Genomic DNA, 22,344 nt, shown 5'->3' with positions numbered 1-22,344 from the left:
CCCCCCTCTGCCCTGCCGGGCATCTCCCCCACGAGGGGGGAGATTGGCAGCGTCGCTGTCCCGCGGCGCCCTTGGCGGACCTTCGCATCGTGATGTAATAACCCGGCGACGGTCCCGCTCTAGACACGGCGGGCGTCAACTGGGGGATATTGCCATGCGAGCAATGATGTTCGGCCTGATGCTGCTGGCGCCAACCATGGCCCTGGCGGAACCGATCGAAACCCAGAAGGTCATCACCGCGCTGACCGGCGACTGGAATGGCGACGGCGCCGTCGATCTGGTGATGATCGTCGAGACCAAGCCCAGCGACCCGATGGACATGTACTTCTTCCTCAGGGACCGCGAGGCCAATTTTCTCAAACCTGCCGGCATCGTGCGTGAGCAGATCTACGGGGAGTGGAACGGTTACGACAGGCCGGGCTACGAGGCTTCCGACACCGAGCCGGAGCTGACCGCACTGCCCAACGGCTCGATCAAACTGTATCTGCCGGCAATGCCGGTCGGCAGCAAGCGGACCAACCAGACGCTGACGCTCACTTACCGCGACGGCGCCTTCATCGTCGCCGGCTTTGCCTATGACTATCACGACTACCTTGAGGACAATGTCGCAAGTGACTGCGACTACAATGTTTTGACCGGCAAGGGCAAAAGCAGCAAGATGCGGCCGGACGGCACCACCGAGCACGCGACGGTGTCTGTCGAAGGGAAAATCATCCCCTTCGCGGAGTGGAACCCCGGAACCGGCTTCAGCGCCTGCGGCGAGTGAGGCAGCGTCCCGTCGTGCATCGGATTTTCCGATGGCACTATCGATTTCTTCCGTTTCCACTTCGAGCCCAGGCCTGCGACTTACCCGCCGAAGTGGTCGTCTGTGGAAACGAAGGATGGCGGATATGACAAACAGCAAAGTTCTGGTCGTCGGCGGCAGCTCGGGAATGGGTCTGGCGCTGGCAAGGCGGTGTCTCGCGGCTGGCGCCAAGGTCGTCATCGCCGGGCGCAATGAGGACCGGCTGAAGTGCGCCCGCGAGGAGTTGGGCAACCCTGCCGCGCTGAACACCGTCGCGGTCGATATCGCCAGGGAGGACCAGGTCGCCGCTTTGTTCAGACGGATCGGCCGGCTCGACCATATCGTCAGCACCGCAGCCGATATCGAAGGCGCCTATGAGCTGTTGCCCGCGCTCGAGCTGAAGGCGGCCCAGAGGGTCGTTGAAAGCAAGTTCTACGGGCCGTTGCTCTTGGCCAAACATGGCGCGCCGATGCTCTCAGCCACGGGCTCCCTCACCTTCACGTCCGGCATTGCGGCCTACCGGCCGGCGGCGCGAGGCTCGGTCGTCGCCGCCGTCAACGCGGCGCTGGAGGGGCTCGTGCGGGCGCTCGCCATCGAACTGGCGCCCATCCGGGTCAACGCGGTGTCGCCTGGCTGGGTCGACACGCCGATCTGGAATTTCGTTGCCGGCGACAAGAAGGATGACACGCTGAGTGCGATGGCAGACCGGCTGCCGGTTGGGCGGGTCGGACAACCGGACGATATCGCCGACGCTATCTGCTTTTTGATAGGCAACGCTTTCACGACAGGGACGACACTGCATGTCGAGGGTGGGCACCGGCTGGTCTGATCGGCGCGAATTTGTCGCCCGCGGCCGCCAGCAGCAGTTTCAACGCTGGTGGCTGGACCCGCCTGCGGCGCCAGATCATGACGAGGCATGCCGTCCGGACCGCACCCGGCCAGGGCATTTCGATGATCTCGCCACGATCGAGCGCGTCGACCACCGCCAGACGAGGAACCAGACCAAGGCCAGCACCAGCCGACACCAGGCGCGCGATCGTGTCGATGCTGCCGACTTCGGCGGCAAGCTTTGGCGATGCAAGGCCTGCCTCGGCAAAAGCCTTGTCGAACAGGTGGCGATAGACGCATCCAGCTTCGGTGACCACGAAGCGCATGCTGCCGAGTGCCGCAAGGTCGCCTCTCATCGCTGCCTCCGCCGGTGGGACGACAAGGATCAATGGTTCCACCGAAATAGTCCGCCTGGCGAGGCGTTCGTCGAGGGCGCCCTTCTCGAAACCATCCCTGTCGAAGCAGAAGGCGACATCGATCTCGTCGTCTTCCAGCTTCCGCAGCAGATCGCCGCTGCCCGCGACCTTCAGCCGAAGATTGATGTCGGGATGTGAGGCCTGGAAATCCGGAAGCCATTGCGCAAGCTTCGCCGAGGCGATCGTCTCCAGCGCGCCGATCGTCATTGATCCGGCAGCGTGTCCGGCACTGGCGTCCACGGCAGCCCGTGCCTCTTCGGCCAGCATCAGAATCTCTTCGGCGTAGGGCTTCAGCGTGTCGCCTGCCAGCGTCAGTTGCAGGCCTTGCCTCGACCGCGTGAACAGGGCCGTGCCAAGCTCGGTTTCAAGCGTCTGGATCTGATCGCTCACGCTCGATTGCGCGAGGTGGATCTCCTCGGCCGCACGGGTGATGTTTCGACACCGCGCAACCGCGAGGAATGTCTTGAGCAGTCTTGGATGCATCAGGTGACCCGAATCGACTGCTTCACTGCAGCTGCGGTTTCTTGAGAAAGCTGTTGCGGTCGGCCGACTTGACGCGCAGCCAGGTTTCGCGGCCGTCGCGCACAACCCGCAACGGGATCTCGGCGCCCGCCGGGTTCTGCCACAACTTGCGGTAGAAATCGGCGAGCCCGTCGACTTCGCCGTCGCGGACATCCGAGATGATGTCGCCCTGGCGCAGGCCGGCTTCGGCGGCCGGGCTGCCTTCGGCGACGCTCATCACCACAACCTCGCCATTGCTTTCGGCGGAGAAGGCTCCGAGCCATGGGCGCGGTGGCTTGGCAACCTGGCCGCGTGTCAGGAGATCGTCGAGAATGGGCGGCAGAAGGTCGATCGGCACCACCATGTTGATATCGGCGATCTCGCCGGCGCGGCTCATCTGCAGGCGCAGCGAACCGATGCCGAGCAGCCTGCCATCCTGCCCGATAAGTGCCGCACCTCCCCATGACGGATGGGCGGGCGCGGTGAAGATCGCTTCGTCCAGGAGATACTCCCAATAGCCGGCGAATTCCTGCTTGGTGACGATATGCGCGCTGACCGCCTGGCCGATGCCGTCGGCGAGCACCACCGGGTCGCCGGCCATCGCCCTGGCCGCGTCGCCAAAGGCCACCGCAGGCAGGCCGAGCGGCGCCAGCGCCTGCACCAGGCCGAAGCCCGATTCCTGGTCGTAGGCGAGCGCGTGCGCGGGAACCACGCGCCCGTTGTGGTCGGTCAGCCAGACTTCTTCCGCCTCGGTGATGAGATAGCCGATGGTGAGCACCAGCCCGTTATCGCGAATGACCACGCCGCTGCCTTCCCGGCTCGTGCCCAGCGCATTGGCGGTGAAGGCATCGTCCGGGATCGATGCGCGCACCGCCACGATGGACCGCAAAATCGTATCGATGGTCATGCTCTCAATCCCGGTAAGCGATGCGTGGGCCGGCAAAGGCCCGATATGCCTATAGGTATGGCGCACGTGACGAGGCGCAAGGGCATCGGTGAGCCCTTCTCCCCTGGGAGAATCGGCATGCGGCCTCGACAATAGTTCAATATAAGTTGAACTTCCTGCTGCCCGAACTACCTATATCTATGTGTAGATGAACCTGCCCGACGAATCTCCCGCTTCCATGCGCAAGCTGACCCTCCCCGCTCACATCACAAGGCCTCCCGAGATGAACCAATACACACCGCCGAAAGTATGGACCTGGAACAAGGAAAATGGCGGCGCCTTCGCCCGCATCAACCGGCCGATCGCGGGCCCGACGCATGACAGGGAGTTGCCGGTCGGCAAGCATCCGCTGCAGCTTTACTCGCAGGCGACACCGAACGGCGTCAAGGTGACGATCATGCTGGAGGAGCTCTTGGCGCTCGGCCACAAAGGCGCCGAATATGACGCCTGGCTGATCAGGATCAACGACGGCGACCAGTTCGGCAGCGGCTTCGTCGAGGTCAACCCCAACTCCAAGATCCCGGCGCTGATGGACCGCAGCGGGCCAAAGCCGATCCGCGTCTTCGAATCCGGCTCGATCCTGGTGCATCTGGCCGAAAAATTCGGCGAATTCCTGCCGGCCGAGCAGCCGGCGCGCGCAGAAACCCTGTCGTGGCTGTTCTGGCAGATGGGCTCGGCGCCCTATCTCGGCGGCGGCTTCGGCCATTTCTATACCTATGCGCCGGAAAAGATCGAATATGCCATCGACCGCTTCGCCATGGAGACCAAGCGCCAGATGGACGTGCTCGACCGGCGCCTCGCTGAAAGCGAATATCTCGGCGGCGACGCCTACACGATTGCCGATATCGCCGTGTGGCCCTGGTATGGCGGGCTGGCCAAGGGCCGCATGTATAACGATGCCGGCGAGTTCCTGTCGGTCACGGAGTACAGACACGTGCAGCGCTGGGCCGACGCGATCGACGCGCGGCCGGCGGTGCAGCGCGGGCGCATGGTCAACCGCACCTTCGGCGAGCCGGCGATGCAGCTGCACGAGCGCCACGACGCCAGCGATTTCGACACCAAGACGCAGGACAAGCTGGCGGCGGAGTGAGCTGAGCAGATGACGCGTGGCGCCGGAGGGTTCCGGCGTCCGGAGGGACGGTCACTTGCTGCGCTGCTGTTCAACTCGACCACTGTAACGGCATGGATCCTAGGGTCTCCGCAACGTCGCTTCGCTCCTGCTCCGCCCTAGGATGACGAAGGCATGGTGGCTTGAGGCCAATCGCTGATGGTGAAAATTGGCAATTGCGTCGCCGCGTAGCGGTGGCGGTTGATGCCAAGCGCAAACCTCTAGGATTGGCTGAAACGACACTCCCCGTTCGTCATCCTGGGGCGAAGCGAACGCGAAGCGGAGCGCAGACCTAGGATCCATGCCGTTACGGTGACCGAGAAGTGCAGCGATCCAGTGCTGGCCCCTACGGTCAGCCTGAATCTCAACAAACCTTAGCCTCAACCGAGCAGCATCGATAGAGGCAGGAAGCACTTGGGAGTTCAGGATTGCACAAGCCGCAGGCAGGCTTCCGCGCTGCCCAATCCAGGCATATGTATCCGCAAATATATACTGGTTGGCTAAAGTAACGGAACGTCCAATGCACATTCCCAGAACCGAACAAGTCCGCTTTCAAACGGCTTAGACCATGCTGTCTATCTTATAAACATTATGGTCTAGGCATGTTGATATTGGTGCTGGCCTGACCTGGATCTCGAAACCGCAGACCGTCTCAATGGTCCAGCACTCGCGGGTCGCGGATTACCTGTGTGTCTTTCGCCCGGTTCCATAGATCAGCCGGATGACCAACACAAAATATCCAACCTGCGAAACGATCAAGGTAAGAACCGTCCAGCCCAGCGCCTTCCAGATCGAACCCGTTGCCAAAAAAGTCGAGAACGCCACGACGAGTGACGCGGTGGCCATCCCCACCAGGAACTGTGGAAAATTCATCGTTTTTCACGGCCGTCCCGGAGCTTCTAACAGCCGCGACGACCACCCTTGCCCATTTACCCCACACCAACGTTTTCACCCTTTTAATGGTTGCGCAAGTGGCAAATGGATCAGAAGTGTGTGCATGATTAATGCATCCTATGGTTGAGACGCTTCGTGGCTGATGCTGTCCATTCAAAAGAGCTGATCTGGTGAGGGAAGGCACGACGGAAATTTGTTGCGTGCCGGGCGCTCCGGGCGCAACGTAGGCGCTACGGACTGCGACAAAACAAGAAGATCAGTCCAGGGAGAATGCATGGCGCTCAAGGTAATCGGCGCGGGGTTCGGACGCACGGGCACATGGTCGACCTTTGCCGCGCTGAACAGGCTCGGCCTTCCCTGCTATCACATGCAGGAAGTGATCCTCAACAAGGCCAACAAGGGCCACCTCGACTTCTGGCGCAAGGTAGCGAACAGCAAGCCCGGCACGCCGCTCGACTGGGACCGGGTGTTTGCCAACTACACGGCGACGGTCGACAATCCCGGCTGCTGCGTGTAGCGGGAGCTGCTGGCCGAATACCCTGACGCCAAGGTGCTGCTGACGCTCCACCCGCGCGGTGCCGAAGGCTGGTACGACAGCACGATCGACACGATCTACTTCACCGAGAATCTCTGGCAGTTCAAGATTTTGGAGTGGCTGACGCCGTTCGGCCGAAAATTCGGCGACATGTCGCGCAAGCTGATCTGGGGCCGCGTGCTGGCCGGCGTGATGGACGACCGCGAGCGGGCGCCCGCTACAACGCCTACACCGAGGAGGTGAAGGCAGCCGTTCCGCCGGAAAAGCTCCTGGTGTTCACGGTGACCGAAGGCTGGGGGCCGCTGTGCCGCTTTCTCGGCGTGGCGGAACCGCAGGAGCCGTTCCCGACCCTCAATGACCGCTCAAGCGTCAAGAAGGTGATCCGCGACGTCATCAAGGGATCCTACATCATGCTCGGGCTGTCGATCGCGGGGGTGGTGGCGGTGCTGGGCGGGGTTTTGTGGTGGCTGGGGTAGTGGCCAGGAGATCACGCCAGGCAATCGCTTCAGACAAACCGGGTGTTGGGATGACCACTGTCGATGTCGGCGCCGCCCCTCATTGCCCTGCCGGGCATTTCTCCCCGTATAGTGAGGGGAGAAAGACACCTTCGGCGAGGATTTCGCCAGTCTCCAGCGTTGCAGAAAACGTGCCGAGGTTGCGGCCAGCCCCTTCTCCCCGTCACTATACGGGGAGAAGATGCCGGCAGGCAGATGAGGGGCAGCGCAAAGCGGAAGGGATTGCCCTGGGTAAAACCCACCAGCGCTGGACAGCCGCGCTCAACTCATGGAGCCAGTTTCCGGCGCTTCTCTGGCCGCAACACTGCCGCTCAGGCCGACATGGCCAGCGGCCTTGCGCTCTTGTTGGGGATCTGGATGTCGATCTCCAGCGTCGACATCGTCTCGCCGCGATCCATCGAGACCTGCAGATAGTCCTGGTCGATCTGCACATGTCTGGCGATGACGGCCATGATCTCCTCGCGCAGCACCGAGACGAGATCGGGCTGGCTGCGGTTGCGGCGCTCATAGGCGAGCAGCACCTGCAGCCGCTCGCGCGCCACCGGCGCGCTGCCGCGCCGCTTGAAGAGGTCTAACAGGTTCATGCTGCCCTCCTTCCAAAAAGCCGGTCGAGAAAGCCCTTGCGCTCGAACGGCACGACGACCGGCAGGTCCTCGCCCTCGAGCCGTTTGGCCGCCTCGATATAGGCGCGGGCGGCGGAATTGGTCGGATCGCTGAGCGTCACCGGCGAACCGAGGTTGGAGGCCTTGAGCACGTCCTGGCTCTCGGGAATGATGCCCAGGAGCGGCGTCGACAGGATCTCCAGAACGTCGTCGATCGAGAGCATTTCGCCGCGCGCCGCCCGGGCGGCATCGTACCGCGTCACCAGCACGTGCTTGGCGATCTGCTCACCCCGCTCGGCCTTGACGGTCCTGGCATCGAGCAGGCCGATGATCCGATCGGAATCGCGCACCGAGCTGACTTCGGGATTGGTGACGATGACCGCCTCGTCGGCAAAGCGCATGGCAAGCTGCGCGCCGCGCTCGATGCCGGCCGGGCTGTCGCAGAAGACGTAGTCGAACACCGAGCGCAGCTTGTCGATCACCTCGCCGACGCCCTCCTCGGTCAGCGCATCCTTGTCGCGCGTCTGCGAGGCCGGCAGCAGGAACAGCGTCTCGACCCGCTTGTCGCGGATCAGCGCCTGCGAGAGCTTGGCCGTTCCCTGGATGACGTTGACCAGGTCGAACACCACCCGCCGCTCGGCGCCCATGATCAGATCGAGATTCCTTAAGCCGACGTCGAAGTCGACCAGAGCCACCTTCTTGCCGGTTCTCGCGACCGCAGCGCCAAGGGCGGCCGTCGAGGTCGTCTTGCCGACGCCCCCCTTGCCGGAGGTGACCACCACTACCTTGCCCATCTATGCCTCCATTATTGTTGGTATTGTTAAGCGTCTGAATTATGCGATGCGCTTAAGTCTTTGTTTTTATTCAAAAACCGCTGCGTACTTTCGGGCGACTGCATTAGCTGAACGGCGCGATGCGCAGTGTGTCTTTTTCGAGAAATGCCTGGACGGCTTTTCCACGCAAGGACGGCTCCATCTCCTCGGCGGTGCAATACCAGCCGTCGACCGACAGCAGCTCGGCCTCGTTCCTGCGGCAGAAGATGCGCGCCGCCGAATGGCCTAGCACACCGGCCGACGCCCGCCCGCGCAGTGCGCCGTAGACGTGGATGGAGCCGGCGGCGACGATCTCGGACCCGGAGGCGACGGAACCGAGCACGATGACGTCGCCATGCGCATGAAAGACCGACTGTCCCGAGCGGATCGGCGTTTTCACCATCAGCGTGGCCGGCGCTTCCGGCGGCCTGTCTTCCGGCTGCTTGCCCTGTTCCGCCCTGCCCGTCTCTTCCGGCCTGCCCTTGCTGTCGGCCTGCATCAGCAGGCCGGCGGTGGCCTCCTTCGCGCCGATCAGCACCGGCGGCAGATTGGCCTCAAGCGCCGTGCTGCCGTCGAGCTCGATGGCATAAATGCGGATGCCGCGCAGGCCAAGCTCGGCGACCAGCGCTTCGATCTCGCCGACCTCGGGTTTCAACGTATTGAGGTTGAGCACCACCGGCCGGCCGGCGAAATAGCCGGGAGAATTGCCGATCCAGCGATCGAGGCTCTCCAGCCACTCCGAAAGCGGCGCCTCCGGCGTGAGCGTGAAGGCGACGAACGAGCGGGCGCGAAAGCGAATGGATTTGGTCTCGACGGGGGCGGCGAAGGTCACGGACAGCGATTCCTTACTGATAGGTAAACGCTAGCCAGCCATGGTTAACGAAAGGTTAACGGAGGGGGTGTTCGCGACATTAAGAAAGCCATTTCTGACAGGCTTGACCGTGTCAGCAGCCGAGCGGCCAGCGCGGGAAATTGCCAGCCCTTTCCTCGACACCTTGCTGGTTAAGTGCCCTTCGCTGCGTCCTCGATCAGCTCCGCTAGCAAGGTAGAGAACCGCTCGTCAGTCCTTTCCCCTATGTTTCCCACTTCTCTCGCCACCATCCCGGGCGAAGAGACTGACACTTGCCCACTCAGCTGAACGTTGACCGTGAACGTCCTTCCGACTGCCTCCTTCTCCATGCCTCGCTTTCTGTAGACTTTGAACCGAATGGATGGTGTTGACGCTTTGGCTTGGCGGCGTGGCGCGGTGTCCATCTCGACAGTCACCTCGCCGGCCACCTCAGCCTTGGCCGCTTCCAACGAGGCAACCACGACGTCGTTTAGCCAGGCCCTGGCTTGCGCGCCGAAGTCCACCACACCTCCCTTCTCATTGCGGACCTTCCCCTCTTGCTCACGGGCTTCCTTCCCGCGCTCAAGGGCTTCTTTGAACTTAGACATCATGGTTTGCCTCCGATTGTGAGCGCATGAGACCAGCCGTCACATCGCTCCTAATGGGTAGAACGCGCACAATCGGCGTCCGTTGCGTAAGCGGAGCCCGTGGTTCGCCGCTGCGCACGGTAGTGTCCTTCTGGGGCGGTCGATCGCCCGGGTGGCGGCGGTGATCGCGCTGTGGTGGCTGGGGTAGCGTGTCAGCAGCCGAGCGGACAGCGCTGGAAATTGCCTGCCCTTTCCCACAAGATGCCTGAACATCCCTGAGGGCTCGACATGTGCAACCTCTACAACATCACCACCAGCCAGGAAGCGATCCGCCAGTGGACCCGCGCCTTGCGCGACATCCTCGGCAATCTCGAGCCCTCCATCGATATCTACCCCAACCAGCCCGGCCCGGTGGTGCGCAACGCGCCGGATGGGACGCGCGAACTGGCCAACCTGCTGTGGGGCATGCCGACGCCGATTGAGCGGGTGAAGGGCAAGGCCGACTACGGCACCACCAACATCCGCAACCCGCAATACGGCCACTGGCAGCAATATCTCGGCCTCGACAACCGCTGCGTGGTGCCGCTCACCAGTTTTGCCGAGCCGAGCCCGACGCCCGGCGACAAGGACCCGGATACCGGTATCCAGAAAAACTACTGGTTCGCGCTGAACGAGGAGCGGCCACTGTTCTTCTTCGCCGGCCTGTGGACGCGCTGGCAGGGCGTGCGCAAGGTCAAGGACGGCCCCGGCGACTTCGAGCTCTACGGTTTTCTGACCACCAAGCCAAACGCCCTGATCGCGCCGATCCATGAGAAGGCCATGCCCGTCATCCTGACCACACAGGAGGAAACCGAGACCTGGCTGACCGCGTCGTGGTCGGAGGCCAGGCACCTGCAGCGCACCGCACCCGACGACGCGCTGGTGATCGTCGACAAGCCGGCGACGCAGATCAAGTTTCCGCCGCAGCTCCCGCAGGCGCCGGTACAGGGTTCGCTGTTCTAAAGCTTGAACTTCTGCAGCACCCAGATATAGCCCTTCGGCGGATGGTCCTGGTCGATGAACTGGGTCTTTACCGTCGTGTTCGTTCGGCTGCACCGCTTGCACTTGAACCGGATGGTCTCCAGCGGCTTGTTCCAGCCCACCACCTTGGCCACGTCGTTGGCCCGAAAACGGCCAACATGGTAGCAGTGGCCGCACTCCACGATCAGCAGCATGTTGGCCTTCGCGGCACGTCCAACGCTGTCCATCGGCCCGGCCATGGCTCATTTCCGAGTCAAATAGTCGTCGGGAAGCGGGAGCAGGCCAAGATCCGGCATCCGGAAATCGGGCTCCTTCTCCGCTACGCTGGCCATCACCTCATGCAATTTTTCGACAAGCCCGCAAAGCTGCCAAAACAGCTCGCCATGCGCTTTCAGATGCAGTTGCGACGAAAGCACCGTCCTGCGCAGGCTGAGAGCATCCCTGATGATCGCCTCGGCATGCCTCGCTGACAGCCTGTCAAACCGGCTTTTTCGTCTGCCCATCGCAGGCTCTCCCCAGTTTGTGAGCAACCGGCCCACCTACTGACAAATAGGAAGGCATTCCTCGCGGAGTCAATTCACCCTTGACATTTTTGTTCCCGTTTTGTTCAATTTGAACAGGAACTGTCGGAGGCATCGCCATGGACCACATCGTGACGCTGGACAGCCGCCAGGAGGCCGCCCTTCAGGCAGTCACCGACAATTTCATCGCCCAGCACAAGGGCGATGCGGTGAAGGCGCTCAAGGAAATGATCGTGCTGAATGGGCATCTGCAGGAGCGGCTTGATGCCCTGTCGTCACCACGCCGAGCGACGCGCTAAGCGCCCAGAGATGAGGGCAGCAGGACGCGTGTTCAATCGTGCCGTTCGAAGGTCGGCTTAGCGCCATAAGCCGCCGTTCCCGACGGTTCTCCGAACGGGACGTTCACGCTCCGGCAGGTGTCGACCCTTTCCGGTCCTCGGCGGCGGACGCGACGAACGGCTCAATTGAGCCCACAGCGGACGCTCGCTTTCTTCTGAAGCAGAGTCAGACTACGCATCCATCTGTGCCTGTCGTATGTCGCGGGCCGGTGGTTTGCCGAACAGACGGCCATATTCGCGGGTGAACTGAGGCACGCTCTCATAGCCCACCGCATAAGCCACCGAACTCACGCTCATGCCATCGGCCAGCATCTGGCGCCGAGCCTCGATCAGGCGCAACTGCTTCTGGAATTGCAAGGGAGACAGCGTGGTGGTCTGGCGGAAATGCTGGTGGAAGGACGAGGTGCTCATCCCCGCGGCCTCGGCCAGTTCCTCGATGCGGATCGGCCGTGCATAGCTTTCGCGGATCATAGCGACCGCACGGGCGATGCGTTGTGCATGGCCATCGGCCCCGCCGAGGCTGCGGAGGGCCGATCCGTGCCGTCCCGCCAGAAGCCAGAAATGAATCTCGCGCAGCAACGGCCCTTGCAGGACCGGGAGGGCAGAGGGACGGTCCAGAAGCCGCATCAGGCGCAGGGCCACATCGGCGACATCTGCGTCGGTCGGCTCCACTCGGACAGGCTTGCACGGATCGCCCGGGACCGCCGCCATCTCGACCGCGAGTTCCCGCATAAGGACGGGGTCGAGTTCCAGCACCAGCGAATAGTAGGGCGCGCCGAGGCTTGCCTGCGTGATCTGGCTGACCGTGGGCACATCGGCCGAGATCAGCAGCGACTCGCCCGGACCGAATTCCAATGTCTCGGCCCCTATCGTGACCCGCTTGACACCTTGTAACAGCATGGCCACCAGCGGCCGATTGACAGCCACCTGCAATTCGCCGGGCTGCGTGGCGCGGATCGCGGTCAGGCCGGGAATAGGCGTCGACGCCGCCCCGAAACGGTCGGCATGAGTGTCGGCAAAGCTGCGCACAAGGTCGAGAAGCGTTCGGCTCATGGGGGCAAGTTGAAGGGTGGTGGCGTTTCAGGCAAGAACTAAAGAAGGATCAGGCAAGAAATCCGGACATTCTGGCAAATCCTGTGCGGCAAGGCCGATCCAGATTTGCAGGAACAGGCAAGACTACGCGAGGAATCGGCAACAACTGGAGACGCTCTTGCCGCATGTTGTCCCCATCGCTTCGGATGAAAGGACTTCCCGCATGACCAAGATCGCACTTGTCACCGGCGCCAACCGCGGCCTCGGCCGCAACACCGCTGTCAGCATCGCGCAGCATGGCCGCGACGTGATCGTCACCTATCGCGGCAACGCATCTCAGGCTCGCGAGGTTGTGGCCGAGATCGAAGCCCTGGGCCGTAAGGCGGTTGCCCTGCAGCTCGATCTCCGCGAGGTCGCCAGCTTCGCGGCCTTTGCCGAGACCCTGCGCGCGGCGCTGAAAGAGACCTGGGGCCGCGACAGCTTCGATTACCTGATCAACAATGCCGGACACGGCGAATTCACCATGATCGGCGATACCACCGAGGCGCAGTTCGACGGTCTGTTCGACGTCCATGTGAAGGGCGTTTTCTTCCTCGTGCAGGCGCTTCTGCCGCTCATCGCAGATGGCGGGCGGATCGTGAACTTTTCTTCGGGCCTGACCCGCGTGTCCTATCCGGGCTTCTCGGCCTATGCGGCCGCCAAGGGGGCGGTCGAAATCTTGACCGTCTATATGGCAAAAGAGCTGGGTGCGCGCGGGATCACAGTGAACACGGTCGCGCCCGGAGCGATCGAGACCGATTTCGGTGGCGGGCTGGTGCGCGACAATGCCGAAGTCAACGCGCAGTTCGCAGGGATGACCGCGCTTGGCCGCGTGGGGCTGCCCGACGACATCGGGCCGATGGTGGCAAGCCTTCTGGGCGAGGATAACCGTTGGGTTACGGCACAGCGGATCGAGGTTTCGGGTGGTCAGGCGATCTGATCAGTCGGACCCCCGACAACTGAAGCGCGCGGCCGTATAGCCGCGCGCATTGTCATTCCGCCGTCGGGAAAAGCCTCCTTTGGCCGTCGACTGAAGCTGAAAGACCGGAATGTCCGGCAACCACGTCGATCCGAGAGCCACACTTGAAGGGCGGTCCTCCACCCAACGGCGACGTAGAACGCTCCGCGGCTGTACGGCAGAGCCGAATCCTACCGCCGGCTCGGTCGCGCCATCTTTGGGTGCATTCACGATACGAACGCGAAACGCCGCATTCGTCACCCACTCCTCGCGTAGCCTACGGCCGGGGCAAGAGGCGCGGTGTTTCGCAACCTCAAGGGACGAACTATCGTTTGCGACCGCGAAGCCATCCGCATGCGTTCCGGTGAACTCGCCGCGTGGTGTAAATTTTCAATGTCCCATTGGCGGCCTACTTACTCCGGCAATCCGGCGTTGCGCAGGCCATCGAGCAGAGGTTTGAGCGCATCTCGGTGAGCATAAGGATTCACAGCGATCAGTTCCCGCGATGAGATGCTGGGTCTAAGTTCGCGAGCCTTCGCCAGCGCATGCGCAGCGAGAGCGGCATGGCCGAGATGGTCATGGGCGGCCGCCAGTGTGAGCCAAGCGGGGTGATCCTTTTTTGGCATGTTGTCCAAGGCCGCTACGACTTCGCCATATCTCCTCAGTTCCAACAAAATTTTGGCGCGAATTACCCAGAACCAGTGTGGTGGAAACGGGGTTCTCTTCAGCGCGTCGTCGATTGAAGCCAGAGCTTCCTCCGGCCGGCCGGCGTATCGCAACCAATTCGCTCGGTCCGCGCGAATTTGCGCATCGGCCGGATTGAGAGCGACGGCGCGGTCGAAATGGACGCCGGCCCGTTCGTATTCGCGGAGCCACACCATGACCATGCCGTTGGCGTGGTGGACCGTCGGATCGTTGCTGTCCAACTCCATGGCTCTTTGTGCGGCAAGTGACGCTTCGTGCAGCGTTCGTGGATCGGTGTCGAACCAGTAGCGGCCGAGGAGAGCGATCGCCAGCCAGGCGTGAGCGTGCGCAAAATCGGGATCGATCGCCGTCGCGCGGGAAAAAAGCGGAACGGCCTCCTTCTCCATGTTGGCGTCGGCCAGCTCCCGGCCCTGCAGGAAAAAGTCATAGGCCGTCCAGCTCGACGTTGGCCGCTTGCGCACCTGAAGAGCAGCAGCGGCCACCATTCGCCCCTCGAGCGTCGTCACGATTGCTGCCACGACTTCGTCCTGCACAGCAAAAATGTCGTCGCATTCGCGATCATACCGCTCCGCCCAGACGTGGTTGCCTGTCCTTGCGTCGATCAACTGTGCAGTAATGCGAATCCGCTCGCCCGCCTTCCGCACACTACCTTCGATGACGTAGTTCGCGCCCAGATCGCGGGCGGCCTGCATTGGGTTGATGCCCATCCTGGCAAGATGGAACGAAGCGTGACGCGCCGCGACGGTAAGATTTCTGAACCGCGACAACTCGGTGGTGATGTCCTCCGTGATGCCGTCCGAAAGGTATTGTTGACTGGGATCGCCGCTCAGATTGTCGAATGGCAAAACGGCAATGGAGGGCCTGGCAGCAGACGTCGTTGCGGCCCGCCCGCCCACTTGACCAGTACTCGTTTCCACACGGTAAACCCGCACCGGTCTGACGATATTCTTGAGCGCCACCTCGCCCATGTCCTCGAAGGCAGCGTTGCCTTTGCCTCGCAATTCCTCATGAACCTTGGCCGAGACGCAGACCCCGCCTGGCTCTGCCAAGGCTTCGAGGCGAGCCGCAACGTTCACACCGTCGCCATAGATGTCCGAGCCCTCACCGATCACGTCGCCCAGGTTGATGCCGATACGCAGCAATATGCGGCGGTGCTCGGTGACGGATTGGTTGGCCTCCGCCATTTTGGCCTGTAGTTCGACTGCAGCCTCGACCGCGTTCACCGCGCTGGTGAACTCCATCAGCACGCCGTCGCCCATAAGCTTGACGATCCGCCCGCCGCGATCGCGAACGATCGGCTCCAGGATCGCCTTGCGCCGCTCCTTCAGTGCCGCCAGCGTACCCGCCTCATCCGCCTCCATCATTCGGCTGTAGCCGACCACGTCGGCCACAGCGATGGCGGCAAGACGGCGCTTGACGCGTTCATCAGCCATTAAGTGATCGCCTCACTGGTTGGATCGATTGTATTTGCGCCGCACGGAGGAGTCCATCGTGGCCAGCAACGAGAACGGCTACCTGGGTGGAATGATGGTCTCCTACCCCTTTCGGGACATTGAGCCTTCAACAGTCAATGACTGCTTCGGGTCGCGAGTGCTGGTTCCGGCCAATGTCGGCTTTCAAGAAGGGAATTCGACTCCGGAAGGTCTCGAAAGGGTCAAAACAGGCCGTTCACGGATATCCGATTTCTCTGCATGCCGTGGCTTGAATAAAGACAGTCCTTAACCGAGGCATTTCTTCTCGATCTCGCGAATCCGCCACGCCTCACCGTCCCGCGCCTCGACATAGCACGGCCCGAGCGGCGCCTTCCCTCCGCCTTCCGGCAAGTCCAGCACGTAGTTTGCCTATGCCCGACAGGCGCGCGAGGCGCCTGCGCCTGCCTACTCGCACTGCCTGCGCGGGCCGCCGGAATAGGGATGGTAGCTGTTGTCTTCCGGCCGATAGGAGCGGTAGCGGCTGAAGCAATATTGCACGTGGTCGGGCGGAAGCTAAGCGGCGCCGGTTTCATCCGACGGGACGTCGCCACCCATTGGCCACGTGTCGCTCGCCTCGACATAGCTGGCGCCATGGTCGGGAGCGGCGCGGTGATGCATTTAGAGAGTACAATAGTCCGCTTGGCCACGTCGCAAGCGAACGCTTCGTCACTGAAAGGTTGATGCCGCTTGCGCGAGGTGCATCAGGTACGGTTCTGAACAAATTGCGTACCGTGCTAAAATCCGCGGGCGAGCGCCATAGGCGTCGCTACCTGCTTTCGGACTAAGGCTTGGTGGACGCACCATGTTCTCGTAAAGTGTCGGCGCAGAGATGCGTGGCCGCCGTCTTCGCAGGCTCAGGTTCCGCCAGTCATCCGGCGCGGCTGCCTGGCAAGCGACGGCACGCCGCCTCAATGCCTCTTGAAATACTGCACCTCGCGTTCGTGCTTCTCCGCAGCCTCGCGGGTGTCAAACGTCCCGAGATTGCGGCGCTTGCCGGTCTTTTCGTCCTTCTTGCGCGAATAGAGGCGGTATTTTCCGTCTTTGAGCTTTCTGATCATCTGTCACTCCCCGAGGCGCTGGTTCCCCTTGAGGTTGCGCGCGGCTTGTTCGATCGCCGCCCGGTCGTTTCCCAGCCTGTCGATCAGCTCCTGCGCCTGTTCGCCCGATATGCCGGTGCGCACCGCCAGGGCCTCCACCGTCAAGACGTCGGAGCTCGCGACCTCGCGGGTTTCCGGCAGGGCATCGCCTGCCGTCAGCGGCAGGGCTGCCTCCCTGTCGATCTCGGCCTCGGCCCGGTGCCAGTGCCGCTCGGGATCGCCATGGATCCCACCTTCGCGTTCCCAGATCTGGTATGCGCGCTCACGAATCTTGTCTTCCCGATCGTCGGCCATGTTGATTCCTCCTTTGGTATCGGATGAACGCCGTGCCAACCCGAACGATCCAAGAAATCTGCGTGATCGGCGGTCGCACAAGGCGCCATGCACTGCGGCGGCCCGCCACCCGCCCCCTGCCCTACTCGCACTGTCGGCGCGGGCCGCCGGAGTAGGGCTGGTAGCTGTTGTCTTCCGGTCGATAGGAGCGGTAGCGGCTGAAGCAATAGTCCACGTGGTCGGGCGGAAGCTGGGCGGCGTCCCAATACGATGCGCCCTCATCCGACGGGACGTCGCCATCCATTGGCCACGTGTCGGTCGCCTCGACATAGCTGGCGCCATCGTCGGGAGGTTGTGCGGCGGGCTCGGCCGCGCCGGCATCGAGATAGGGCGAGATGCAGGGACGCTGCTCTCCGCTGTAGGATGTGTAGTGGTCGTCGCTTGGCCTGTAGGAGCGGTAGCGGCTTGCGCACCATTCCACATGGGCGGCGGGCATGACCTGCTGCTCATCCGTCGCCGGCTTGATAGAGCCGGTTACGGTGGGTTCGGGCGCCGGAGCTGCGGTATCGGCAGGTTTCGAGGTGCGATCAACCGGGACCTCGCGTGGGACCTCGCGGGCGGGAAGGCGCTCAAGACGCTGCGAAGCGGGGTTCACCTTCCGCGGCTCCCTCGGCCACAGTTCGGCGACGCTGGAGGTCGGGGCGGCCTGCCGCACCGGCTCGGCGGAAAGAATCCAGACGGCGAACGCCAACCCGCTGGCGAAAACCGCCAGCGTCAGCACGAAGCCGCCAAGTACCGCCGATAAGGCTTTCACGCCACGCTCCTTTATCCGCCATCTTTAAACTGCGAGGCATTGGATCCGGTTCCACCAGGCGCGGCAGCAGAAGCTTCCGGCGCTGAAAGGAAGGCCCCTCTCCGGCCGCTTCGCCGAGCCACCTCTCCGCCGCTTCACGGCAGGGCTATCGCAAATGGCCCCCTCACCCGGATTGCCAACCGAATTGCGAAGGGCAATTCGGGACAATCCGACCTCTCCCCAAGGGGAAAGGAGCCAGGGCTGACGCTTCTCTCTTCTCCCCGCCGGGGAGAAGGTGGCCGCCCACGGGTCTTGCCTCCGGCAAGCCCGAGGACAGGCTCCGCGGCCGGATGAGGGGGCAGTTCTGATATGCGATGCCCTGCCCGCTTGCGGGGGCGAGAACCAAGGTTTCAGAGGTCGCCGATAAGCTCCGTATAGGTCCTCAGCTCGCCATCCTGCCCGCGAATCCGCCACGTCTCGCCGTCCTGCGCCTCGACATAGCACGGGCCGAGCGGCACTTTGCCGCCGCCATCCGGCAGGTCCAGCACATAGACGGGATTGCAGATGCCCGACAGGCGCGCGCGGAGCGCGCTGGCCAGCGCCTGTCCCTGGTGGATAGTGGTGCGCCGGTGCGCCATGCCGCGCGCGAGGTCGCCATGGTGCAGGTAATAGGGTTTGACGCCGAGGCGGTACATCAGCTCCCGGAACAGCTCCTCCAGCACCTCGACCGTGTCGTTGATGCCTTTCAGCAGAACGCTCTGGTTCAACAGCACAAAGCCGCCTTGCCGCAACGCGCGACAGGCCTGCTCGGCGGCATCAGTGATCTCCCGCGCGTGGTTGAAATGGGTGACGACCGTGACCATCAGCCGGCCCTGCAGGGAGCGAACCAGCCCCGATGTGACGCGCGAGGGCAGAGCCACGGGCACACGCGTGTGGATGCGTAAGAGCCGCACATGCGCAACCGCCTCGAGGCGGGCGCGGATTTCCGCCAGCGCCCTGTCCGGCAGCGACAGCGGGTCGCCGCCGGTCAGGATCACCTCGCGGATTTCGGGGTGTTCCTCGATATAGGCAAAGGCCGGCTCCAGCGCCTCGCGCGAAAAACCGCGGCCGATCGAGGTCAGCGACTCCTTGCGGAAGCAGAACCGGCAATAGACCGCGCACTGATAGGTCGGGAACAACAGCACCCGGTCGGCATGGCGATGTGTCAGTCGCGGCACCGGACTGAAGGCGTGGTCGGCGATCGGGTCGTCGAGCTCGCCTTCCAACTCGGTCAGTTCTTCGGGCGACGGGATGACCTGCACCCGGATGGGATCGGCGGGGTCGCTCCAGTCGATCAGGTCGAGATAGGCTTTTGGGATGCGAACCTTGTGGCGCGTGGCCGCGGCTTGAGCCGCCGCGCGCTCGGCTGGCGACAGCGGCAGCGAATCCAGATCGCGCACATGCCGCACGCCGGCGCGAACATCGTCCTGCCACGTGGCGTCGGCGTCGCTGGCGCGCTCGTCATCTGCCGCCATGCCGGCTGCATCCATGCTGGCGTCGTCGAGGTGTGAGGTCATCGAAGGCTCCTTGAACTCGGGGCTGGATACAGCATTGAAGCCAGGGCTTGAACCCTTGCTGGATGGCACGGAGGAAAGGCTGCGCTCAGCGGCGAAGCTGCCAATCTCCCCCCAAGTGGGGGAGATGTCCGGCAGGACAGAGGGGGGCGCTGTCCCATAGGCGCTAACCTTAGGGGTAGAGTGGTGGAATCGAGATGTGATTCCTAGGCCAGATGCAAAGGAATGATTCCATTGAAAGCGACTGGCAGGCTCTGATCTCGAGACTGTCGCAATGTGTTGATCTTGACACGACGGCGCGAGCGACGGGAGCGCTGGTACGTCGTCGCAATGTTGCGGACGCAGCGACATTGCTGCGTCTGGCCTTGGCCTATGGCCCCGGCGGGATGAGCCTGCGCTCGGCGGCCGCCTGGGCCGGGATGAACGACGTTGCGAGCCTTTCCGATGTTGCTCTTTTGAAGCGCTTGCGTGGAGCGGCCGATTGGCTTGGCTGCATCGCAGGCGCCTTGCTGGAAAACGCTTGTGTCAAAAGTACCGCGGCGACGGGGCGTCGGCTGCGCGTCGTCGATGGCAGTTCGATCTCGCACCCCGGCAGTGCCGGCACGGACTGGCGGCTGCACGCCACCTACGAACCTGCGCTTGCGCGGTTCACGCATCTGGAGATTAGCGACGCTCGCGGCGGTGAAGGCTTCTTTCGTGTTCCGCTTCGCCAAGGCGACATCGTTGTCGGCGATCGCGCCTACGCTCGTACCCCGTCCCTTGAAAAGGTGGTGGCGGCGGGCGGCGACTTCATCGTGCGCACGGGCTGGAACAGTGTTCGGCTGACCACGCCCGAAGGGCAACGGGTCGACTGGAACGCCATCTTTGAGCCCTTGCAGCCCGGTGAAGTTTGCGAGATGAGCGTGCTCCTGGAGCATTCAGGCCGCACGAGCAAGAGCCGAGGCAAGCCGCTCTTGCCGGCGAGGCTCATCGTCAAGCGCAAGGATGAGGAGGCCACGCAAAAAGCACAGAAGGCGGCAAGGCGAGGGCATCAGCGACGTGGCAGCAAGAGGCTGCACCCGATGACCCTCACCGCAGCAGGCTTCGTCATGCTGCTGACGTCGATCCCAGCCGATGAATTGGCGGCCGACGAGGTTCTGCAAACCTATCGGCTGCGCTGGCAAGTCGAACTCGCCTTCAAGCGGCTCAAGAGTGGAATGGGTATCCATAAGCTTCCCGCACGCGATGAGCGGCTCGCTCGAAGCTGGCTGACAGCCCATCTGATCCTGGCGCTGATGATCGACGAGGCCGTCACCGACGTTCTCGACTCTCCCCCCTGTGAAGATGAAACCACCCACAGCGCAATCGCTGTCCCTTTGGAGGCTGCATAGTCTCCTGCGTCCTGCAATCCTCAACGCCATACTGATCGTGATGCGGCCGGGAAAAATCGTGGCGCGCTTTGCCGAAATCATCCGCCACGTCTGCGATCCACCGAGGCGACGAAAAAGCCAATCCGCCGCAGCAAGGATAACGCTCATGCCCTAAGTTAGCGCCTATGGGGCGCTGTCCCTACGACGTCTCTCAGCTTAGAACGTCCTTTGCGCGTTCAGAAAGACGCACACTCCAAGCTAACCGCGCACGAGCAAGGTTGGCGATCCTTCGCGCCCCCCTCTGCCCTGCCGGGCGTTCGTCGTTCGGAAAGCCAAGCAATTGGCTTTCCGTCCGCTGCGCGGACCACTCCTCAACCCCCACAAGGGGCCACAAGGGGGGAGATTGGCAGCATCAGCGTCCGCCTGATTTCTCAGCGCGTCCATCCGGCTTCATGATGATCTCGCGATGCGGATAGGGGATGTCTATGCCGTTTTCCCTAAAAGTGTCCCACAGCGCCAGCAGTACCCTGCCGCGCACGTTGGTCAGACCTTGCTGAGGGTCGTGGATCCAGAAGCGCAGGACGAAATTGAGCGAGGACTCGCCGAAGTCGGTGAGCCAGCAGACCGGCCGCCGGTCCGCTTCGACCCGGCCGACGCTCATGGCGGCCGCTATCGCCAGTTCGCTGACCTTATGTGGGTCGGCGTCGTAAGAGACCCCGAAATTGACGTCGAGCCGCACAAGGTTATCGCTGAACGACCAGTTGATGACCCTTTGGGTGATGAAGTCTTCGTTCGGGATCAGGAATTCGCGGCCGTCGCGCGTCACCACCGAGACGAACCGCGCCCGCAATTCGCGAACCCAGCCGAAAGTACCTTCGAGCGAAATGGTGTCGCCCGGCTTGATCGACTTGTCGAGCAGGATGATCATGCCGGAGACGAAATTTGAAACGACCTTTTGCAGTCCGAAAGCCAGGCCGACGCCGACGGCGCCGGAGAATATCGTCAGAGCCGTCAGGTCGAGACCGACGGAAGACAGGGCGATGGCACCCGCCACCAGCACAAGGCCGATCTTTGCGACCTTGCCGACGAGGACGCGGATCGAGGGTGTCAGCTCTTCGGAGATCCGGACGCGCTCATCGATATACTTGCCGACGACCACCGCAAGCCAAACCGTGGCGATCAGCAGCAGCGCCGCTTTCAGCACCATGAGCGCCGAAAGGCGCACCGCGCCCAAAGGTATTGCCAGGCTGTCCAGGAAAGCCGCAGCGTCGTCATCGATGCCCAGGATGACAAGGGCAGCATAGATCCAGGTCAGCCAGCCGAGAGCCCGCGCAACGAGGCGGTTGCGGATGATGCGCGACAGCACCGACGCGAACAGCCACGCGAGGGATAACGAGAGCGCGATATAGATGAAATGGCTCCGGCTTGGCCAGGTGATGGCGCGCATGAGAATGAGCGCGGCAAGCAGGAAGACCGTGAACAGGATCCAGTCGGTGCGCCGCAACAGGGCAACCACGACCCTCAACAGTCCGGGATGCCCCTTGATCTGGCGTGCCCGGTCCTCCACGAGCGGTTCGATGCGCTGCGCCGCGAGCTTCGCGACCAGGAAGAGCACGACGATGATGGCAGCCTGATAGAAAAACCACGGCGTCACGGCGTAGTCGAACCATCGGCTGGCCCAGGCCAGCGATTCATCGAGGGCGTTGCGAAAATCCATTCCCACACGACCGTTATGGACTGGCGAACAGCCATCCACAATGTCGCCGGCCTCGTGAAGGGTCAAGCCGGCGATCGAGACGCCTTCAGCGCCCCCGCTCTGCGCCTCAGCCCCGCAGTC

At 62.9% G+C, this 22,344-nt stretch carries 24 protein-coding genes and 2 pseudogenes; 9 read left to right on the top strand and 17 right to left on the bottom strand.

What is annotated here, in order from left to right; genetic code table 11:
- Window positions 1–154: 154 nt before the first annotated feature.
- Window positions 155–766, top strand: a complete 612-nt coding sequence (locus tag AC0NIE_RS16605; RefSeq protein WP_473488211.1) for a hypothetical protein — start codon at window positions 155–157, stop codon at window positions 764–766.
- 115 nt (window positions 767–881) lie between these two features.
- Window positions 882–1,613: an SDR family oxidoreductase gene (locus AC0NIE_RS16600; RefSeq protein ID WP_473488212.1), complete on the top strand. Its 732-nt coding sequence runs from the start codon at window positions 882–884 to the stop codon at window positions 1,611–1,613.
- Here AC0NIE_RS16600 and AC0NIE_RS16595 read toward each other — a convergent pair.
- Window positions 1,564–2,511, bottom strand: a complete 948-nt coding sequence (locus AC0NIE_RS16595) for a LysR family transcriptional regulator (protein ID WP_473488213.1) — start codon at window positions 2,509–2,511, stop codon at window positions 1,564–1,566. The genes AC0NIE_RS16600 and AC0NIE_RS16595 overlap by 50 nt on opposite strands.
- Before the next feature lie 22 nt (window positions 2,512–2,533).
- A complete protein-coding gene (locus AC0NIE_RS16590; RefSeq protein WP_095492299.1) occupies window positions 2,534–3,436 on the bottom strand; it encodes a S1C family serine protease in 903 nt (300 codons plus the stop codon).
- Between the two features lie 262 nt (window positions 3,437–3,698).
- Here AC0NIE_RS16590 and yghU point away from each other — a divergent pair, with 262 nt between their 5' ends.
- A complete protein-coding gene (yghU, locus tag AC0NIE_RS16585) occupies window positions 3,699–4,565 on the top strand; it encodes a glutathione-dependent disulfide-bond oxidoreductase (protein WP_473488214.1) in 867 nt (288 codons plus the stop codon).
- 670 nt (window positions 4,566–5,235) lie between these two features.
- On the opposite strand, the gene AC0NIE_RS16580 is transcribed toward yghU, so the two are convergent.
- Window positions 5,236–5,466 carry a hypothetical protein gene (locus AC0NIE_RS16580; RefSeq protein WP_473488215.1) on the bottom strand — a complete coding sequence of 77 codons (231 nt, stop codon included), beginning with the start codon at window positions 5,464–5,466 and terminating at the stop codon, window positions 5,236–5,238.
- Between the two features lie 285 nt (window positions 5,467–5,751).
- Here AC0NIE_RS16580 and AC0NIE_RS16575 point away from each other — a divergent pair.
- A pseudogene (locus AC0NIE_RS16575) lies at window positions 5,752–6,488 on the top strand (sulfotransferase family protein).
- Window positions 6,489–6,838: 350 nt separating this feature from the next.
- Here the strand turns inward: AC0NIE_RS16575 and minE are convergent.
- From minE to AC0NIE_RS16555, 4 genes are all read right to left on the bottom strand, one after another.
- Window positions 6,839–7,111, bottom strand: a complete 273-nt coding sequence (gene minE, locus AC0NIE_RS16570; RefSeq protein WP_029351320.1) for a cell division topological specificity factor MinE — start codon at window positions 7,109–7,111, stop codon at window positions 6,839–6,841.
- A complete protein-coding gene (minD, locus tag AC0NIE_RS16565; RefSeq protein ID WP_095492283.1) occupies window positions 7,108–7,923 on the bottom strand; it encodes a septum site-determining protein MinD in 816 nt (271 codons plus the stop codon). The genes minE and minD overlap by 4 nt, the downstream gene beginning before the upstream one ends.
- Window positions 7,924–8,026: 103 nt before the next feature.
- On the bottom strand, window positions 8,027–8,773 hold the full coding sequence (minC, locus tag AC0NIE_RS16560; RefSeq protein ID WP_473488216.1) for a septum site-determining protein MinC: 747 nt from the start codon (window positions 8,771–8,773) through the stop codon (window positions 8,027–8,029).
- 170 nt (window positions 8,774–8,943) lie between these two features.
- Window positions 8,944–9,381, bottom strand: a complete 438-nt coding sequence (locus AC0NIE_RS16555; RefSeq protein WP_473488217.1) for a hypothetical protein — start codon at window positions 9,379–9,381, stop codon at window positions 8,944–8,946.
- 264 nt (window positions 9,382–9,645) lie between these two features.
- On the opposite strand from AC0NIE_RS16555, the gene AC0NIE_RS16550 reads away from it, so the two are divergent.
- Window positions 9,646–10,359 carry an SOS response-associated peptidase gene (locus tag AC0NIE_RS16550; protein WP_473488218.1) on the top strand — a complete coding sequence of 238 codons (714 nt, stop codon included), beginning with the start codon at window positions 9,646–9,648 and terminating at the stop codon, window positions 10,357–10,359.
- Here AC0NIE_RS16550 and AC0NIE_RS16545 read toward each other — a convergent pair.
- Window positions 10,356–10,616, bottom strand: a complete 261-nt coding sequence (locus AC0NIE_RS16545; protein WP_292210749.1) for a hypothetical protein — start codon at window positions 10,614–10,616, stop codon at window positions 10,356–10,358. The genes AC0NIE_RS16550 and AC0NIE_RS16545 overlap by 4 nt on opposite strands.
- 3 nt (window positions 10,617–10,619) lie before the next feature.
- The gene (locus AC0NIE_RS16540) at window positions 10,620–10,880 is read right to left on the bottom strand and encodes a hypothetical protein (protein WP_473488219.1); all 261 of its coding nucleotides are present in this window, start codon (window positions 10,878–10,880) and stop codon (window positions 10,620–10,622) included.
- 137 nt (window positions 10,881–11,017) lie between these two features.
- Here AC0NIE_RS16540 and AC0NIE_RS16535 point away from each other — a divergent pair, with 137 nt between their 5' ends.
- A complete protein-coding gene (locus tag AC0NIE_RS16535) occupies window positions 11,018–11,197 on the top strand; it encodes a hypothetical protein (protein WP_473488220.1) in 180 nt (59 codons plus the stop codon).
- Between the two features lie 210 nt (window positions 11,198–11,407).
- Here AC0NIE_RS16535 and AC0NIE_RS16530 read toward each other — a convergent pair whose 3' ends face one another.
- Window positions 11,408–12,289 (bottom strand): AraC family transcriptional regulator, encoded by an 882-nt coding sequence (locus tag AC0NIE_RS16530; RefSeq protein ID WP_473488221.1) that lies wholly within the window; start codon window positions 12,287–12,289, stop codon window positions 11,408–11,410.
- Between the two features lie 202 nt (window positions 12,290–12,491).
- On the opposite strand from AC0NIE_RS16530, the gene AC0NIE_RS16525 reads away from it, so the two are divergent.
- Window positions 12,492–13,247, top strand: coding sequence for an SDR family NAD(P)-dependent oxidoreductase (locus AC0NIE_RS16525; RefSeq protein ID WP_473488222.1), 756 nt, complete (start codon window positions 12,492–12,494; stop codon window positions 13,245–13,247).
- 431 nt (window positions 13,248–13,678) lie between these two features.
- On the opposite strand, the gene AC0NIE_RS16520 is transcribed toward AC0NIE_RS16525, so the two are convergent.
- Window positions 13,679–15,403, bottom strand: coding sequence for an adenylate/guanylate cyclase domain-containing protein (locus AC0NIE_RS16520; protein ID WP_287177408.1), 1,725 nt, complete (start codon window positions 15,401–15,403; stop codon window positions 13,679–13,681).
- Between the two features lie 58 nt (window positions 15,404–15,461).
- On the opposite strand from AC0NIE_RS16520, the gene AC0NIE_RS16515 reads away from it, so the two are divergent.
- Entirely contained in the window at window positions 15,462–15,692 is a 231-nt protein-coding gene (locus tag AC0NIE_RS16515; RefSeq protein ID WP_473488223.1) for a hypothetical protein, read from the top strand.
- 155 nt (window positions 15,693–15,847) lie between these two features.
- Here the strand turns inward: AC0NIE_RS16515 and AC0NIE_RS16510 are convergent.
- From AC0NIE_RS16510 to AC0NIE_RS16490, 5 genes and pseudogenes are all read right to left on the bottom strand, one after another.
- A pseudogene (locus AC0NIE_RS16510) lies at window positions 15,848–15,955 on the bottom strand (BA14K family protein); the annotation flags it as partial.
- A gap of 395 nt (window positions 15,956–16,350) precedes the next feature.
- A complete protein-coding gene (locus AC0NIE_RS16505) occupies window positions 16,351–16,500 on the bottom strand; it encodes a hypothetical protein (protein ID WP_023677295.1) in 150 nt (49 codons plus the stop codon).
- Window positions 16,501–16,503: 3 nt separating this feature from the next.
- Window positions 16,504–16,833, bottom strand: a complete 330-nt coding sequence (locus AC0NIE_RS16500) for a DUF2934 domain-containing protein (RefSeq protein ID WP_473488224.1) — start codon at window positions 16,831–16,833, stop codon at window positions 16,504–16,506.
- A gap of 121 nt (window positions 16,834–16,954) precedes the next feature.
- Entirely contained in the window at window positions 16,955–17,626 is a 672-nt protein-coding gene (locus tag AC0NIE_RS16495) for a BA14K family protein (RefSeq protein ID WP_473488225.1), read from the bottom strand.
- A 389-nt stretch (window positions 17,627–18,015) separates the two neighbouring features.
- A complete protein-coding gene (locus AC0NIE_RS16490) occupies window positions 18,016–19,119 on the bottom strand; it encodes a KamA family radical SAM protein (RefSeq protein ID WP_473488232.1) in 1,104 nt (367 codons plus the stop codon).
- A gap of 254 nt (window positions 19,120–19,373) precedes the next feature.
- Here AC0NIE_RS16490 and AC0NIE_RS16485 point away from each other — a divergent pair, with 254 nt between their 5' ends.
- Window positions 19,374–20,528, top strand: coding sequence for an IS4 family transposase (locus AC0NIE_RS16485; RefSeq protein ID WP_474047177.1), 1,155 nt, complete (start codon window positions 19,374–19,376; stop codon window positions 20,526–20,528).
- 391 nt (window positions 20,529–20,919) lie between these two features.
- On the opposite strand, the gene AC0NIE_RS16480 is transcribed toward AC0NIE_RS16485, so the two are convergent.
- Window positions 20,920–22,224 carry a mechanosensitive ion channel family protein gene (locus AC0NIE_RS16480; RefSeq protein ID WP_473489929.1) on the bottom strand — a complete coding sequence of 435 codons (1,305 nt, stop codon included), beginning with the start codon at window positions 22,222–22,224 and terminating at the stop codon, window positions 20,920–20,922.
- Window positions 22,225–22,344 lie beyond the last annotated feature (120 nt).

The sequence above is a fragment of the Mesorhizobium sp. WSM4842 genome (assembly GCF_055901575.1).
The sequence above is the reverse complement of the archived record's forward strand: the minus strand, read 5'-3'. Positions and strand labels throughout refer to the sequence as shown.